Origin of the sequence: Olleya sp. Hel_I_94 (genome assembly GCF_007827365.1) — a bacterium.
Lineage (GTDB): Bacteria > Bacteroidota > Bacteroidia > Flavobacteriales > Flavobacteriaceae > Olleya.
In genome coordinates this window covers 1,192,984-1,208,739 of the sequence record NZ_VISI01000002.1, presented here as the reverse complement: position 1 = coordinate 1,208,739, position 15,756 = coordinate 1,192,984, and the positions used below count along the sequence as shown (strand labels likewise).

The 15,756-nt window shown below is 31.6% G+C and carries 17 protein-coding genes; 4 read left to right on the top strand and 13 right to left on the bottom strand.

Going from position 1 to position 15,756, the window contains the following annotated elements; genetic code table 11:
- The first annotated feature begins 1 nt into the window (after position 1).
- The 4 genes from mutL to JM82_RS08575 are packed head-to-tail and all read left to right on the top strand — an operon-like array spanning position 2 to position 4,576.
- Complete coding sequence (mutL, locus tag JM82_RS08590) at positions 2–1,852, top strand: DNA mismatch repair endonuclease MutL (RefSeq protein WP_145002361.1); 1,851 nt, start codon at positions 2–4, stop codon at positions 1,850–1,852.
- Positions 1,853–1,855: 3 nt separating this feature from the next.
- A complete protein-coding gene (locus tag JM82_RS08585; protein WP_145002359.1) occupies positions 1,856–2,683 on the top strand; it encodes a rhomboid family intramembrane serine protease in 828 nt (275 codons plus the stop codon).
- Positions 2,684–2,685: 2 nt separating this feature from the next.
- A complete protein-coding gene (locus JM82_RS08580; protein ID WP_145002357.1) occupies positions 2,686–3,543 on the top strand; it encodes a rhomboid family intramembrane serine protease in 858 nt (285 codons plus the stop codon).
- 16 nt (positions 3,544–3,559) lie between these two features.
- On the top strand, positions 3,560–4,576 hold the full coding sequence (locus JM82_RS08575) for an endonuclease/exonuclease/phosphatase family protein (RefSeq protein ID WP_145002355.1): 1,017 nt from the start codon (positions 3,560–3,562) through the stop codon (positions 4,574–4,576).
- A 38-nt stretch (positions 4,577–4,614) separates the two neighbouring features.
- Here JM82_RS08575 and JM82_RS08570 read toward each other — a convergent pair whose 3' ends face one another.
- The 13 genes from JM82_RS08570 to JM82_RS08515 all read right to left on the bottom strand — a co-directional run bounded on the left by JM82_RS08570 (position 4,615) and on the right by JM82_RS08515 (position 15,750).
- The gene (locus JM82_RS08570; RefSeq protein WP_145002353.1) at positions 4,615–4,926 is read right to left on the bottom strand and encodes a DUF6122 family protein; all 312 of its coding nucleotides are present in this window, start codon (positions 4,924–4,926) and stop codon (positions 4,615–4,617) included.
- Positions 4,927–5,544: a WbqC family protein gene (locus JM82_RS08565; RefSeq protein WP_145002351.1), complete on the bottom strand. Its 618-nt coding sequence runs from the start codon at positions 5,542–5,544 to the stop codon at positions 4,927–4,929.
- Between the two features lie 26 nt (positions 5,545–5,570).
- Positions 5,571–7,262, bottom strand: coding sequence for a signal peptidase I (gene lepB / locus JM82_RS08560; RefSeq protein ID WP_145002349.1), 1,692 nt, complete (start codon positions 7,260–7,262; stop codon positions 5,571–5,573).
- A 75-nt stretch (positions 7,263–7,337) separates the two neighbouring features.
- Entirely contained in the window at positions 7,338–8,042 is a 705-nt protein-coding gene (gene dapB, locus JM82_RS08555) for a 4-hydroxy-tetrahydrodipicolinate reductase (RefSeq protein ID WP_145002347.1), read from the bottom strand.
- A gap of 14 nt (positions 8,043–8,056) precedes the next feature.
- A complete protein-coding gene (locus tag JM82_RS08550; protein WP_145002345.1) occupies positions 8,057–8,698 on the bottom strand; it encodes a DUF5683 domain-containing protein in 642 nt (213 codons plus the stop codon).
- Positions 8,688–9,596, bottom strand: a complete 909-nt coding sequence (locus JM82_RS08545) for a ParB/RepB/Spo0J family partition protein (protein WP_145002343.1) — start codon at positions 9,594–9,596, stop codon at positions 8,688–8,690. The genes JM82_RS08550 and JM82_RS08545 overlap by 11 nt, the downstream gene beginning before the upstream one ends.
- A gap of 3 nt (positions 9,597–9,599) precedes the next feature.
- On the bottom strand, positions 9,600–10,364 hold the full coding sequence (locus tag JM82_RS08540; protein WP_145002341.1) for a ParA family protein: 765 nt from the start codon (positions 10,362–10,364) through the stop codon (positions 9,600–9,602).
- A gap of 292 nt (positions 10,365–10,656) precedes the next feature.
- Positions 10,657–11,142: a hypothetical protein gene (locus tag JM82_RS08535; RefSeq protein ID WP_145002339.1), complete on the bottom strand. Its 486-nt coding sequence runs from the start codon at positions 11,140–11,142 to the stop codon at positions 10,657–10,659.
- Positions 11,126–11,248 carry a hypothetical protein gene (locus JM82_RS16545; protein WP_261375340.1) on the bottom strand — a complete coding sequence of 41 codons (123 nt, stop codon included), beginning with the start codon at positions 11,246–11,248 and terminating at the stop codon, positions 11,126–11,128. The genes JM82_RS08535 and JM82_RS16545 overlap by 17 nt, the downstream gene beginning before the upstream one ends.
- A gap of 6 nt (positions 11,249–11,254) precedes the next feature.
- A complete protein-coding gene (gene scpA / locus JM82_RS08530) occupies positions 11,255–13,378 on the bottom strand; it encodes a methylmalonyl-CoA mutase (RefSeq protein ID WP_145002337.1) in 2,124 nt (707 codons plus the stop codon).
- Between the two features lie 59 nt (positions 13,379–13,437).
- Complete coding sequence (locus JM82_RS08525; protein WP_145002335.1) at positions 13,438–14,121, bottom strand: hypothetical protein; 684 nt, start codon at positions 14,119–14,121, stop codon at positions 13,438–13,440.
- A 14-nt stretch (positions 14,122–14,135) separates the two neighbouring features.
- Entirely contained in the window at positions 14,136–15,458 is a 1,323-nt protein-coding gene (locus tag JM82_RS08520; RefSeq protein ID WP_145002333.1) for a methylmalonyl-CoA mutase subunit beta, read from the bottom strand.
- Positions 15,451–15,750, bottom strand: a complete 300-nt coding sequence (locus JM82_RS08515) for an FtsB family cell division protein (protein ID WP_145002330.1) — start codon at positions 15,748–15,750, stop codon at positions 15,451–15,453. Before JM82_RS08515 ends, JM82_RS08520 begins: the two co-directional genes overlap by 8 nt.
- Between the last annotated feature and the right edge of the window lie 6 nt (positions 15,751–15,756).

Genomic DNA, 15,756 nt, shown 5'->3' with positions numbered 1-15,756 from the left:
TATGGCAGATATTATTCAACTATTACCAGACCATGTTGCTAATCAGATTGCAGCAGGAGAGGTTGTGCAACGTCCAGCGTCAGTTGTTAAAGAGTTGTTGGAAAACGCTATCGATGCAGATGCAACAGTTATTAAGTTAATAGTTAAGGATGCAGGAAAAACATTAATCCAAGTTATCGATAATGGTAAAGGGATGAGCACCACTGACGCTAGATTAAGTTTTGAGCGTCATGCGACTTCAAAAATTAAATCTGCTGAGGATTTATTCCAATTACATACTAAAGGATTTAGAGGTGAGGCATTGGCAAGTATTGCTGCAATTGCGCATGTCGAGCTTAAAACGAAGCAAGACAATGAAGATCTTGGATCCACTATAATTATTGAAGGTAGTGAAGTTAAGTCTCAAGAAGTTGTAGTAACACCAAAAGGGACATCATTATCCGTAAAACATTTATTTTTTAATATTCCTGCAAGACGTAACTTTTTAAAGTCTAATACAGTTGAATTACGACATATTATAGACGAGTTTCATCGTGTAGCATTAGCACATCCATCTATTAGCTTCTCTATGTTTAGTAATGGAAGTGAGACTTTTAATTTGCCAGAAAGCAATTACAGACAGCGTATTGTAAATATTTTTGGAACTAAAACTAATGAGAAATTAGTGCCTGTAGAAGAAGCAACTGAGGTGTTAACCATTTCTGGATTTGTTGGTAAACCAGAGTTTGCTAAAAAATCTAGAAACGAACAGTTTTTCTTTGTCAATAACCGTTTTATTAAAAGTGCCTATTTAAATCATGCTATTAACTCAGCTTTTGAAGGCTTACTTAAAGATGGTGCACAGCCTAGTTATTATTTAAATTTGACGGTAAATCCGCAAACAATAGATATAAATATTCATCCAACTAAAACCGAAATTAAGTTTGATGACGAACATACATTATACGCTATATTAAGATCTGCAGTAAAACATAGTTTAGGGCAGTTTAATATTGCTCCAGTTTTAGATTTTGACAGAGATGCAAATTTGGATACGCCATACAGTTACCAGCAAAAAGGAATGCCAAGTGTGGAGGTGGATCGTACATTTAATCCTTTTAAAGAGGAAACACCTAAAGTTAAAAATGTCTCTAACTACAAAAAAGAATCTGTTGCTACAGCAAGTTGGGACAGTTTATATGTTGGTTTAGAATCTAAAGGAACAAAAACCAATACAGAGTTTAGTGAAGTGCATTTTGAAAGCGAACCAAATACCGAGAGCTTTTTTAAAAATGAAAATGAAGTAGAAACAAAGCAATCCACTTATCAATTAAATAATAAATTTATAATAAGTACCATAAAATCTGGAATGTTAGTTATAGATCAGCATCGCGCACACCAACGTGTATTGTATGAAGATTATTTAAGACATATTACAATTAAGGAAGGTGTAAGCCAACAACTATTATTTCCGTTAGACCTACACTTTTCAAAGCAAGAAATAGCATTAATAAATCAATTAAAAGACGACTTGGAGTCTACAGGTTTTGTTTTTCAATCTATTAAAGATGAAACAGTAGAAATAACAGGTGTACCAGTTAATGTGCCAGAAAGTGAAGTATCCATAATCTTAGAGCAATTAATTAGCGATGTAGAAAATGAAGTGCCAGATAGCAACTTTTCTGCAACAGATTTATTAGCAAAATCTATGGCTAAAAGCTTAGCGATTAAAACAGGACAATCATTAACCAATACAGAGCAAGAACATTTGGTAAATCGTTTGTTTGCCTGTAAGGAACCTAATGTGTCACCTACTAACAGAACCACTTTTATTACGATGTCTGTGGATGAGTTAGAGAAAAAATTTATGTAAAGTATGATGAGAATAACAGATACTGTAAAACATTTAATAATCATAAACGTACTTATGTTTGTAGGTACAATGACTGTTGGAGATGGTCGTTTGTTTTATGATTTATTTGCAATGCATTTTCCTGCAAGTGATGCTTTTAAGCCTTGGCAAGTAGTAACGCACATGTTTATGCATGGTGGATTTACACATCTATTATTTAATATGTTTGCATTATGGATGTTTGGAAGTCCAGTTGAGCAACGTTTAGGTCGAAATAAATTTTTGTTTATTTACTTTTCTGCTGGTTTAGGAGCTGTATTGTTCCAATTAGCAGGTTATTATTGGGATTATCTTCCTGCTTTAAAAAGTTTAATGGAGTCTGGTTTAAGTAAAACCGCTATTAATGATATTATTAATTTTAATATTTTAGATGGTAACCAATACACAGGACAACTGTTACAAGAACAACTAACCGTGTATTTAACAGATAATAATATTAGCGCAAGTGTAATTAATCAAGCGTCTTATCAGGCATTATTTGAGACTAATGTATTAATCCATAATAGTACAATGGTTGGAGCATCAGGTTGTATTATGGGTGTTTTAGCAGCTTTTGGTATGATGAATCCAAACGCAGAGTTAATGATGATTTTCTTACCTATACCTATTAAAGCTAAATATTTTATTCCAGGAATTATACTATTGGATGTAATATCAGCGTTTACTGGTCAATCCTTTTTTAGCCCAAGCAATACAGCATATTTGGCTCATGTTGGTGGTGCAATTATAGGGTTTATAATTATGTGGTATTGGCGTAAAACACAATTTAATAAAAACCGTTGGGATAGATAAAAATGAATCAAATAGAGCAACTTAAATATAAATATGCAAGACTTAATGTCTTAGAAAAAATTATAGCAGTAAATGTTATTATTTTTCTATTTGCTGCTTTGTTTAGAAAGGTTATACCTGGTTTTTTTTCATGGATATATTTGCCTAGTAACTTTTGGGCTTTTTTAAGTAAACCATGGACTATAGTTAGTTATGGTTTTTTACATTTTGATTTTTTACACCTATTATTTAACATGTTATGGCTTTATTTTTTAGGACGTATGATGTTAAATCTGTTTAGTCCTAAAATGGCTTTAAATATTTATTTTATGGGTATTATAACAGGAGGATTAGTCTTTTTATTAGGCTATAATATTTTTCCTAATATATTTACTGCTAATGCTTATGTTTTGGGTGCTTCAGCAGGTGTTAGAGCGTTACTTATTTTTATCTGTGCTTATATGCCCAATAAGGATATAAGGTTTTTTACGTTTAATCTTAAACTATGGTGGATTGGAGCAGCACTTATAGGTCTTGACATTTTAGGTATTGTAAACGGAAATAACCAAGGTGGTAGTTTAGCGCATCTTGGAGGTGCTATTTTAGGTTATGTATATGCTAAACAATTAGTCAAAGGTCAAGATATTGGAACTGGATTTGGACGTTTTATGGATTGGTTTAGTATGTTATTTAAAGCTAAACAAAAAGTGAAAATGAAAACGGTTCATAAAAAAAGTAAAGTTGCAGGTTATAAAAAAGAAGAGTTTAATCAATTTAATAATCAGAAAAAAATTGATGCTATTTTAGACAAAATAAGTAAAAGTGGATATGATAGTTTGTCTAAAGAAGAAAAAGAATATCTATTTAAAGCAGGAAAGTAGTCACTAATTAGTGTTTATGAAAAACTTAAGATTTTTCGAAAAAGTTGTCTTTATCATCAATTCCATTGTGGCTTTTTTGTTACTACTCTCTTATGTTTTACCTAACATTCCTCCAAAATCCTTTGCAATACTTTCTGTTTTAAGTTTAGGCGTTCCTTTATTAATCTTGCTTAACGTTTTATTTTTTGTGTATTGGTTGTTTAAAATCAAAAAGCAACTGTTATTATCACTTGTAGTTATTTCTATTGGTTATTTTTTATTTGGATCCTTATATAAATTTTCTAATTGGGAAGAAGTCGATGCTGAAAGTTTGTCTATAATGAATTATAACGTCCGTTTATTTAATCTTTATGATTGGATACCAGAAAAGGATATAGATTTAAAGTTAGTACAATTTGTTAAGGAGCAAAGTCCGCAAATTTTATGTATTCAAGAGTATCATCCTCAGGATAATATTGATTTTTCGTTTTATAAATATAATTATCAAAAACTAGAAGGTAAAAAAACTAAATTAGGTCAAGCTATTTTTTCTCAATATCCAATTATTAATTCGGGTTCTGTTAATTTTCCTAATACAGCCAATAATGCCATATTTGCAGATATAATTAAAGGTAAAGATACTGTCAGAGTTTATAATTTACATCTGCAATCGCTAAGGATTGATCCTAGAGTTCAAAGCTTAACGACCGAAAATTCTGAAAAATTATTAAACGGAATCGGAAAGACCTTCAAGCTTCAACAAACGCAAACCGAGTTGTTTTTAGAGCACAAGAAAAAAAGTCCTTATAAAGTCATTATTTCTGGAGACTTTAACAATTCTGCTTTTTCATATGTTTACAATGCTATAAAGGATGATATGAAAGACACCTTTAAGCAACAGGGTAATGGTTTTGGACGTTCTTATAATTTTAAATTTTTTCCATTAAGGATAGACTTTATATTAGTAGATAAATCATGGACAGTCAATAGTTTTAAGACCTTTGATGTGGAGTTTTCGGACCACTATCCTATAATGACTAAAGTTAGTTTTTAACTATTGTAACTATTAAGCTTAGGCGTGATTAACTGTGACTAAGTCATCATCATGCAATCCGTGAAGTCGGCTATAATATGTATAACCAATCCTAATCCAATAATCCTTGTCTTTTTAGGTATTAGTAATGCGATATAAACAATAATCGCATAGTAGGAGTGTAGTGGATGGAAATTAATACTACATCTATTAGGAGCAAAAATAGGAGTGGCTAATAAATGGTCCAAATCAATTAGCATACCAAGTAGCATTATCCCTAAAGCGTACTTCCATTGTTTTTTAAAAAATAGTAAAGCAACGATTACAGGTACTATAAAATGAATGCCATAATGTATAATGTCTTTATACATTTAAGGTTGTATTTGGTTTTCTAAATAGGGTAGTGCATTTGTACCTTCATTAAATAACAAGTCTAAAATACTTAAATTATTAATGTAGCCATGCTTTTCTGTAAACACTTGGTTGTAAGTTTCAAATACATTAGGCTGTTCTTGCCTAGCATTTGTTAAAAAGCGTAAATCGGTAAGTGTTTTTGGTTCTTTTTCAAATGTTGTTGTAAATTTTGGTGTAATATCCAATTGTAAACACTCAGTAATAACCTCAAAACATTTTAAATTATGATCAAATATAAAATTTGACTTTAATTTAAAAAGCGGTTGTAATTCATCTGCATAAAACTCAAAAAAAGGTGACGTACGATAAGCAGACTCTAAACTTTTCCAGTGTAATAACTGCCATTTTTCGCGATCACTTATTTTAACATCCTTGTATAACTGACGTTCTTTATGACTATGAATAACAGGAACGCTTAGTTGTAGCTTTCCATTTGCTGCGTATATATAGGCTCTGTTTCTGTACGATTGTTTTTGGTAGTTATCATTAATTTCAAACGTAACACTATTAGCATTTGCTATAGTAGTAAACTGAGCAATGCTTGGAAAATAGGTAGGATGAAGTAAAATGTCCATTAATTGGTACAATCTATTAGTATTGACTACGCTTTTTTACGTTTTCTGTATTTATTAAATCCATAGATTAAACCTAATAAGACTAAAAACGGAATGAAATATGAGGTTAATTTTCCATTACCACCAACAGTAGTAAATAATCTATTCCAGCGTATTTTGTTAATACCTTTGGCGTTCGAGTCCCAACTCATCCAAACTAATACAGGTTTTCCAACGACATGGTCAAACGGTACAAATCCCCACATTCTGGCATCTTGTGAGTTGTGTCTATTATCTCCCATCATCCAATAATAATCTTCAGTAAAAGTATAAGAGTCTACAACCTTGTCATTAATTAATATTTGGTTACCGTTTACTTTAAGTGTATTGCCCTCATAGGCTGTAATAGCACGTTTGTAAAGTGGTAAATTGTCCAAAGTAAGTGCAATAGTTTTTCCTGCTTCAGGAATGTATAATGGGCCAAAAAAGTCACGATTCCATGTATAACCTAGTGATTTTGGAAAAATGTTTTCGGTTGTACTATTTGATAGATCTTTAGTTACAGTTAAAACATCAGGATCGCTAGTCATTATATTAGCTAAATCTTCTGTTAAGTTAACATAAAGTGCTTTTTCAGCAATTTCTAGTTTTAATAAATCGAATGACTTTTGATCCAAATTTGATAAAAACCTAACCTCAGTCGAGTCCTGTTTAAGGACTTCTGTTCCAATCTTTTTAACTTTTAAGTAATTTTGAAACTCTGGTTTGTTCCAGTTATCAGTAGGTGTTTTAAATACGTAACGTTCATAATTTTCTGTGATACCATATTTTTGGTAAATGGACTCAGCAGAAACATCGTTGAGAATAACTTTATAAAAAAACTGTAATTTAGCTCTGTCTGGTAATTCATTTTTCTTACCATTTATGTATACATAACCATCTTTAATTGATAATGTATCACCTGGTAATCCAACACAACGTTTTACGTAATTAGTCTTTTTATCTACTGGTTTATATCTAACACCACCATTTTCATTATTAATATCAACTAGAGTATCTACAGGCCAATTAAAAACTACAATATCGTTACGTTTTATAGATTGAAATGCAGGAAATCTAAACTTAGGTAGTTGTGGGAATTTAAAATATGAAGGTATTGATGTTCCAGGAATAGCGTCATGAATCATTGGTAAAGCAACAGTTGTTTCTGGCGTACGTGCACCATAGTGAACTTTACTAACAAATAAGAAATCACCAACTAATAATGTTTTTTCTAAAGAGGACGTAGGAATAACAAAAGGTTGTATAAAATAAGTATGGACAATAGTAGCAGCTACAACCGCAAATAATATAGAACTTACCCAATCACCTAATTCTGTTCTTGGTTGTAAACTTCTGTCTTTAACGTGATTTAGGTCTTTGGCAGCATAGTTTAAATAAAAGCTATAAAAACCTAGTGTAAATATGGCTAAAAAAGTATCTAATGCAGTATTTTTTTTAAAACTTCTAGCAATTTCTACCCAAACTACCGGAAACAAAATTAAGTTAACAATAGGTAAAAACAGTAAAATGGTCCACCACCAAGGTCTATTTATAATTTTCATTAAAATAACAGCATTATATACAGGTATAAAGGCTTCCCAAGCTTGTCTTCCGGCCTTAATGTATAGTTTCCAAGTAGCTAAACCATGTAAAATTTGTATGACAAAGAAAAATATAATCCACTGCGTTACGTCCATATTATTTTTATTAAGGTAGTTGTCTAAAAGACTTTGGTTAGTTGTTAGTTACAAATGTTGTTAAAAATAATAAAGTTACCCAATATTTAACACATCTTTCATAGTAAATACGCCAGTTTTATCAAATATCCACTCAGCAGCAATTACTGCACCAAGAGCAAAACCTTGCCTATTATGTGCTTCGTGCTCAATTTTTATGGTATCAATTGGGCTATTATAACTTATTGTGTGCGTTCCTGGTACATCTGTAATACGTTTTGCCTGTATTGCAATACTCTGTTGGTCTTTGGCTTTTTCTAAATCCCAACTCGTGTAAGCCATATTATTTTGTATAATACCTTCGGCAAGAGTAATAGCAGTTCCACTTGGAGCATCTAGTTTTTGTGTGTGGTGTATTTCTTCAATTTCAACTTTATAATCTTCTAATTTAGCCATCATTTTAGCTAAATATTGATTAAGTTCAAAAAAGATGTTAACGCCTAAACTAAAATTAGAAGCATAAATAAAAGCCCCTTTTTGTTTTTCGCAAAGCGAAACTATAGCGTTGTATTTTTCTAACCATCCTGTGGTACCAGATATTACAGGTACATTATGGTTTATACAATTACTAATGTTATTATAAGCAGCAGTTGGGACACTAAAGTCAATAGCAACATCTGCAGTTGTAATATCGTAATCTTTATCTTGAGACGTTTTGATTACTATGGTGTGCCCACGTTGTAAAGCAATAGCTTCTATTGCTTTTCCCATTCTACCATAGCCTAGTAAAGCGATTTTCATGAAATAGTATTTAATTAAAATTGAAAATTTAAAGATAGACCAACGCGTCCTACGTTATCAAATTCTTCAATCTTATAATGCGGTCTTAAACTTAAGTCATTACTAATGTTATATTGAAGCAAGTGCGCGTCAACATTGGCATCTATAATATTTAAAGCGTATAATCCAAAGGTAACTAGTAAGGATAGCTCTTTGTTTCTTCTATAATTTTTTTGTGCTTCACGCAAACCATCATCGGTTAACCTGTTCTGGAACTCGTCATCACTAAAACCAGCCAATCTTCTTTTATAAGCATCTCTTACACGATTATATTGCTTGTTATTGTCAATATAAAAATAGACACCTGTCCCAATAGCAGCGTAAACAATTGGTATTTTCCAGTACTTACCATTGTAAGCCTGACCTAAACCAGGTAATATTGCAGAGTAAAAAGCAGCTTTAGATGGAGCCAATGGATCATACGCTTTAACTTGTTTTAAAACAGTTGAGTCGATTATGACAGCTTTTTCTTTTTTATTTTTCTTCCTTGTTTTTAATACTTTGGTATCAGGTAGGCTTTCTATTTCTACTTTCGTAGAATCAGAGCCTTCTTGCGCAAAAGATAGTGCACAAATGAAACAACATATAATAACAAGTATGTGTGACTTATTTATCACCTTCTACTAACTTTTTAATACGATTAAAATCCTCTTCAGAATGAAACGGAATGGTTATTTTTCCTTTTCCATTACTAGCTACTTTAACGTCTATTTTGTGTCCAAAGTATTCAGAAAAAGCAACGACACCTTTTTTAACATATTTTGGTAATTCTTCTGCTTCTTTTTTAACAGGAGTCTTAACCTCGTTAGTCGTATTGTAGTTTCGTACTAAAGTTTCAGTATCTCTTACAGATAATTTATTGCTAAGTATTTTTTCGTAAATTTCTAACTGTATATTTTGATCTTCTATGTTTATTATAGCACGACCATGACCCATTGATAAAAATCCATCTCTCATACCAGTTTGGATAATTGGATCTAATTTTAATAAACGTAAATAGTTAGCAATAGTACTACGTTTTTTACCAACACGTTCGCTCATTTGCTCTTGTGTTAGTTGGATTTCGTCAATTAAACGTTGGTAACTTAAAGCAATTTCTATTGGATCTAAATCTTGACGTTGTATGTTTTCAACCAATGCCATTTCTAGGCTTTCTTGGTCATTTGCTATTCTAATATAAGCAGGTACAGTTTCTAATCCAATTAATTTTGAAGCACGAAAACGACGCTCTCCAGAGACTAATTGGTAACTTTCAAATCCTAATTTTCTAACAGTAATGGGTTGTATAATACCCAACTCTTTAATAGAAGATGCTAATTCGCGTAAAGCTTCTTCGTTAAAGTTAGTTCTAGGCTGAAATGGATTCATTTCAATAAAGTCTAAATCTAGCTCGACTATATTACCTATTACTTTGTCTGCGTTTTTATCTTTTGCAGATTGTATATCGTTTTCGGGATCTTTTAATAATGCTGAAAGTCCACGTCCTAAAGCCTGTTTTTTGGTTGCCTTCGCCATAAATTAGGAGTTTTTTGTAATAATTTCTTTAGCTAAACTTAAATAGTTACTTGCACCTTTACTAGAAGCATCATAATTTATAATGCTTTCTCCATAACTAGGTGCTTCACTTAGTTTTACGTTACGTTGTATGATGGTTTTAAAAACCATATCGTTAAAATGCTTTTGTACTTCTTCCACCACTTGATTGGATAAGCGTAAACGCGAATCGTACATGGTTAGTAATAATCCTTCAATATCTAATTCTGGATTATGTATTTTTTGAACACTTTTTACCGTATTTAATAACTTACCTAAACCTTCTAATGCAAAATACTCGCATTGGATAGGAATAATTACAGCATCTGAAGCAGTTAAAGCGTTAAGGGTTAATAGACCTAATGATGGTGCACAATCTATAAGTATATAATCGTAATCATCTTTTATATCCTGTAATGCTTTTTTAAGCATGTATTCTCTTTGGTCCTTATCCACTAATTCAATCTCAATAGCAACTAAGTCAATATGAGCAGGGATTATATCAAGATTAGGTGTATCAGTCTTGACAATAGCTTCTCTTGCTGTATTTGTATGTTCTAATAATTGATAGGTACCAATGTCTACGTTTTCAACATTAATCCCTAAACCAGATGATGCATTTGCTTGTGGATCTGCATCAATTAATAGTACTTTTTTTTCTAGAACACCTAACGATGCAGCTAAGTTAACAGAGGTTGTTGTTTTACCAACACCACCTTTTTGATTGGCAATTGCTATTATTTTACCCATTAATTTGAATTGGTTTTAATTGAAATTTAGCTTTTAACTAAAGCTAAAAGTCCAGCGTAAAAATACAATTATTTATGAGGAAATGAAATGTTAGTTGTTAACACTTAATCAAACTTTAGTGCTAGCAGTTGTAACTATTAGATAATTTGTTGGTTTATAAAATTTAAAACAAAGATTTAGAATGGGTTAGGGCTTTTAACTACTTTGTTTTTTTTATAGTTATCTAATTTTTGATATCATTTTATTTTAAACAGAAATAGCTAAGAATATGCTTATTTTTTATAAGTAACTGTTAGTCAGTGTTTAAAAAATCTTTAATTTTAGTATTATAATCTTCACCATAATATTTTAAGAATTTCCCGTTTGGTTTTATGATAATAAATGCAGAACACATTTCGCGCTCAGTAAAAATATTATTTGAGAAGAAACCAGAATCCATGATGAAATTATTTTTCATAGCTACACGATCCATTAAATAAGCATCTTTAGTAAATACAAAAAAATCTGATAAACCTTGACCTCTTGAAACTTTCGAAGACATTTTTATATTAAATTTTAAGCTTTTTAAATAATTTGATCCATTTTCACGCATAGAAATACAGTTGTCAGCTTGTTGTCTAAAATGGATTAAAACAGCGTCTTGTGATGAAATTTTATAAGGCAATTCTTGCTCTATTTTTTTACGGATGACTTCATATTCTTTACTTTCAATTTGCCCATAATACTCTTTAATATGACGTTTGTACTCATTATTAAAAGTTTTATTTATAGTTTTCATTTGAAACAATAGAAGCATTTGTGCTACCAATACCATTACTACTTCCACAAGACACTAGTACTACAAACGTAATTATAGTTATGGATAATTTTTTTAAAAGTCCCATGTGATTCTAATCGATTAAAATCTCTAAAATCTTAATCGCAGCTTCGCTAATTTTAGTTCCAGGTCCAAAAACAGCAACAGCACCAGCATCAAATAAATATTGGTAATCTTGTTTAGGTATAACACCACCTACAATTACCATAATATCTTCGCGACCATACTTTTTAAGCTCTTCAATAACCTGAGGCACTAATGTTTTGTGTCCAGCAGCTAAAGATGACACACCAAGTATGTGTACGTCATTTTCTACTGCCTGTTTTGCGGCTTCATGTGGTGTTTGAAATAACGGTCCAATATCCACATCAAAACCAACATCTGCATAACCTGTAGCTACAACTTTTGCACCACGATCATGTCCATCTTGTCCCATTTTGGCAATCATAATACGAGGTCTACGACCATCTTGCTCTGCAAATTGATCTGCCAATGCTTTTGCTTTTGCAAAAGATTTATCGTCTTTAATTTCTTTACTATACACGCCTGAAAAAGATTTAATTTGTGCTTTATAACGTCCAAAAACAGCTTCTAATGCATCACTTATTTCGCCTAAAGTAGCACGTTCTCTAGCTGCTATTACAGCTAAAGCTAATAAATTTTCTTGACCTGTTTTAGCAGCTTCGGTTAAATTTGCTAGCGCTTTATTAACTTGGTCTGTATTTCTTTCAGCTTTAATTTTTTCTAAACCTTCAATTTGTTGTAGACGTACAGTTTGATTATCAACTTCTAAAGTTGTAATTGCATCCTCTTGGTCTAAAACATATTTATTAACACCAACAATTATATCTTGACCAGAGTCAATACGTGCTTGTTTGCGTGCAGCAGCTTCTTCAATACGAAGTTTAGGTATACCAGCTTCAATCGCTTTTGTCATACCTCCAAGTGCTTCGACTTCTTCAATTAAAGACCATGCTTTTTCTGAAATATCATGAGTTAGTTTTTCTACATAAAAACTTCCAGCCCAAGGATCTACTGTTTTTGTAATATTAGTTTCTTCTTGTAAAAATATTTGAGTGTTACGTGCAATACGTGCCGAAAAATCTGTTGGTAAAGCTATAGCTTCATCCAAAGCATTTGTGTGTAAACTTTGTGTACCACCAAATGCAGCAGCTGCTGCTTCAATAGTTGTACGCGCCACATTATTAAATGGATCTTGCTCTGTTAAGCTCCAACCACTTGTTTGACAGTGTGTACGTAAGGCTAAACTTTTTTCGTTTTTAGGATTAAATTGACTTACCATTTTAGCCCAAAGCATTCGTGCAGCGCGCATTTTGGCAATTTCCATAAAATGATTCATGCCAATTGCCCAGAAAAAGGATAGTCTAGGCGCAAAGGTGTCAATATCCATTCCTGCATCTAGTCCTTTTTTAATATATTCTAGACCATCTGCTAATGTATAAGCCAGCTCGATATCACAAGTTGCACCAGCTTCTTGCATATGGTATCCCGAAATACTTATACTGTTAAATTTAGGCATATTTTTGCTAGTGTATTCAAAAATATCCGATATAATTTTCATTGAAGGCGTAGGAGGATAGATGTAAGTATTACGCACCATAAACTCCTTTAAAATATCATTTTGTATGGTTCCAGCTAATAGTTCTGGTTTAACACCTTGCTCTTCTGCAGCTACAATGTAAAACGCCATTATTGGTAATACTGCACCATTCATAGTCATAGATACAGACATTTTATCTAACGGTATTTGGTCAAATAAAACTTTCATGTCCTCAACAGAGTCTATTGCAACTCCTGCTTTACCAACGTCACCAACTACACGTTCGTGATCGGAATCGTACCCTCTGTGTGTGGCTAAATCAAATGCAACGGATAGTCCTTTTTGACCTGCTTCTAGATTACGTCTATAGAAGGCATTGCTCTCTTCAGCAGTACTAAAACCTGCATATTGGCGTATGGTCCATGGTCTTCTAACATACATTGTGCTATATGGTCCACGAAGGTTTGGAGCTAACCCAGCAACAAAATCTAAATGACTAACCTCTTTTAAATCATCTTTGGTGTATTCTGATTTTACAGGTATGTCTTCAGCAGTTAAAAAAGGCGTGTTAGTTAAAGGCTTAGCACTTTTACTATCTGTTTTTAGCGTTATATGTTGAAGGTCTTTTCTGGACATTGTCTGATTATGTTTGTTGTGTTTAATAAGCTACCATATAAATTTAAAACGTAATCGTTTTAATTATGGTTGTGACCTGTATGATCTTCTTCCTTTTGTTGCTTTACAGGTGCATTGACAGGCCTTTTATTAAAATCTATTGGTTGATCTTTAGGTTGATTAAGAGATAAGTCTACAGTTGTAAAATCTATTGTATTAAATTTTGAATAAAATAAGTCTAATGCTATAAAGGTCGCTAGGTTTGTGTCTCTAGAATATGACGTATTGCTTCGTAATGGTGGAGCAAATATCTCAGAATTCATGCTATTTGTACTTTTTAAGGCATTTAAAGTTTGTTGTAACCCTTTGTCTTTTATACTGTCTATTATACAAGTTATAGCTGTACTATTATAATTTAAATGGTTACCATCCCATAATTCTTGTTTAGATTTTAATACATCATATACCGCTTTGGTATGTGGAGTAACGGTTTGCTCTAAAGCGGTTCTGTTTGAAATATAATTACTTATATATGCTCTGTAAGCTCTTAGTTTATTTTTAGTTTTAGGATCGTATTTATTTACTATATCCTGTTCAAAAGCATACAATGCCTCACTTAATAAATCGTCATATCCAGAGTTGCAATTTACTGCTTTAGGTAGGTCTGCGTATTTAAATTCAGCTAATTTTACTTCAGCTTTTTTACAACTTACATTTAAAGTTATAATCAATACTAAGGCTATTTTAAAAATACGTGTGTTCATAATTAAGTAAAAATTTATTCGGTTTTTAATCTGTTTTGTTCTAAAGTTTCGGCAAGTCTTTTTTCTATGATAGGAATAATTAAAGTTTTTCTTGGGTTAGTTTTTAAAAACGGAAATAACTCTAATTCATCTTTCATTTTATCGTCTTTATTAGGATGTTTATTAGTTCCCAATAATATAATTTTACCATTATCAAACAATTCTTGTTCTTTGGTTGCACTTTCTTTAATTTTTTTCTGAATAATGCCTTCTTTTAACTGAGCAATAAAACCACCATTAGCTTCAATATCTTTAAATAAGATTAAAGCTTTTTCAGCTAACTGTGTTGTTAAAGTTTCAATATAATAACTACCATCTGATGCATTATTTACAACGTCAAAATAGCTTTCGTTTTTTAAAATTAAAAGTTGATTACGTGCTATACGCTCTCCAAACTCGTTGTCTTTATGGTAAATGGCATCGTAAGGTAAATTAAATACTGTGTTTGCACCACCAAGTATAGCACTCATGCATTCTGTAGTAGTACGTAACATATTGGTGTTGTAATCGTAGATTGTTTTATTACGTTTGGTAGGAATAACATTAATAATTAATTGAGCTTGGCAATTGTACTCTGCTGCTAAGGTATTGTATAGCGAGCGTAAGGCTCTAAGTTTTGCAATTTCAAAAAAATAGTTAGTACCAACAGCTGTATTAAAATAAACTTTTTTTAACTCCGCACTATTGTTGGTTTTATCGTTAAAGTATTCATTTAAATGTGCTAATCCGTAAGCTAATTGTTGTACAATTGAAGCACCTGCATTTTGATAAGTCGTGGTATTGACTGTAATTTGATTTGATAAAACAACCGCATTGTTAGTGGTTTCAAACCAATTTCCTGTAGCTGCCAAATGTCCAATAGGGTCAACAATAACTTGTATATTAGAATTTATTGTGTTTAGGTTACTAATATATTCTGAATCTGAAAATAGTAATTCTAATTGTATTTTAGTAGCGTTTAAATCTATATTCTCAAGTGTTTTTAAAGCTGAAGTTTCTTTATTTGGAATTATAAATTTAATGGTTTCTGCACCTCTTTCTATAGCATCTATGGCTTTACGATTAGATGCTTTTTCATTTTGAACAAAAATAATTTGACCAACAGACCATTGTTGTGGTTGTAGTTTTAAAGTATCCAACATTTCATCTTGATGATAAAAAGGACGTACATCAATACCTTCAGTCGTTTTCCAAATTAGTGTATTGTTGTAATCAGCACCTTTTAAGTCTACTTGGATTTTTTGTTTCCAAGCTTTAGATGATACTTTTTCAAATGCAGAAAAAAGGGATTTAGTCATTGTTTTTAATTTTTAAACTGTCTTCATACTCGATGATATAAATATCCTCGTTTTCTTTTTTCATGTAATATTTTTCTCTTGCAAAAGTCTCTAAACCATCTTCTGTACTTAGTTTTTTTATAGCTTTTTTATCTTTTGCAATTTCTTTTTTATAGTAATTTTTCTCGTCTTCCAGCTTGTTGTATTCTTGGTTGACTTCGTGATGACTTATTAATGAGTTGGTGTCAAAAAAAATCATCCATACACCAAAACTGATAAGGATAATTATATATATGTTTTTGTACCACTTCATTGTATT

What these genes read in the sequence shown, in the direction of transcription:
- mutL (WP_145002361.1), top strand. Translation starts at nt 2, where the DNA reads ATGGCAGATATTATTCAACTATTACCAGACCATGTTGCTAATCAGATT.
- JM82_RS08585 (WP_145002359.1), top strand. Translation starts at nt 1,856, where the DNA reads ATGATGAGAATAACAGATACTGTAAAACATTTAATAATCATAAACGTA.
- JM82_RS08580 (WP_145002357.1), top strand. Translation starts at nt 2,686, where the DNA reads ATGAATCAAATAGAGCAACTTAAATATAAATATGCAAGACTTAATGTC.
- JM82_RS08575 (WP_145002355.1), top strand. Translation starts at nt 3,560, where the DNA reads ATGAAAAACTTAAGATTTTTCGAAAAAGTTGTCTTTATCATCAATTCC.
- JM82_RS08570 (WP_145002353.1), bottom strand. Translation starts at nt 4,926, where the DNA reads ATGTATAAAGACATTATACATTATGGCATTCATTTTATAGTACCTGTA.
- JM82_RS08565 (WP_145002351.1), bottom strand. Translation starts at nt 5,544, where the DNA reads ATGGACATTTTACTTCATCCTACCTATTTTCCAAGCATTGCTCAGTTT.
- lepB (WP_145002349.1), bottom strand. Translation starts at nt 7,262, where the DNA reads ATGGACGTAACGCAGTGGATTATATTTTTCTTTGTCATACAAATTTTA.
- dapB (WP_145002347.1), bottom strand. Translation starts at nt 8,042, where the DNA reads ATGAAAATCGCTTTACTAGGCTATGGTAGAATGGGAAAAGCAATAGAA.
- JM82_RS08545 (WP_145002343.1), bottom strand. Translation starts at nt 9,596, where the DNA reads ATGGCGAAGGCAACCAAAAAACAGGCTTTAGGACGTGGACTTTCAGCA.
- JM82_RS08540 (WP_145002341.1), bottom strand. Translation starts at nt 10,364, where the DNA reads ATGGGTAAAATAATAGCAATTGCCAATCAAAAAGGTGGTGTTGGTAAA.
- JM82_RS08535 (WP_145002339.1), bottom strand. Translation starts at nt 11,142, where the DNA reads ATGAAAACTATAAATAAAACTTTTAATAATGAGTACAAACGTCATATT.
- JM82_RS16545 (WP_261375340.1), bottom strand. Translation starts at nt 11,248, where the DNA reads ATGGGACTTTTAAAAAAATTATCCATAACTATAATTACGTTTGTAGTA.
- scpA (WP_145002337.1), bottom strand. Translation starts at nt 13,378, where the DNA reads ATGTCCAGAAAAGACCTTCAACATATAACGCTAAAAACAGATAGTAAA.
- JM82_RS08525 (WP_145002335.1), bottom strand. Translation starts at nt 14,121, where the DNA reads ATGAACACACGTATTTTTAAAATAGCCTTAGTATTGATTATAACTTTA.
- JM82_RS08520 (WP_145002333.1), bottom strand. Translation starts at nt 15,458, where the DNA reads ATGACTAAATCCCTTTTTTCTGCATTTGAAAAAGTATCATCTAAAGCT.
- JM82_RS08515 (WP_145002330.1), bottom strand. Translation starts at nt 15,750, where the DNA reads ATGAAGTGGTACAAAAACATATATATAATTATCCTTATCAGTTTTGGT.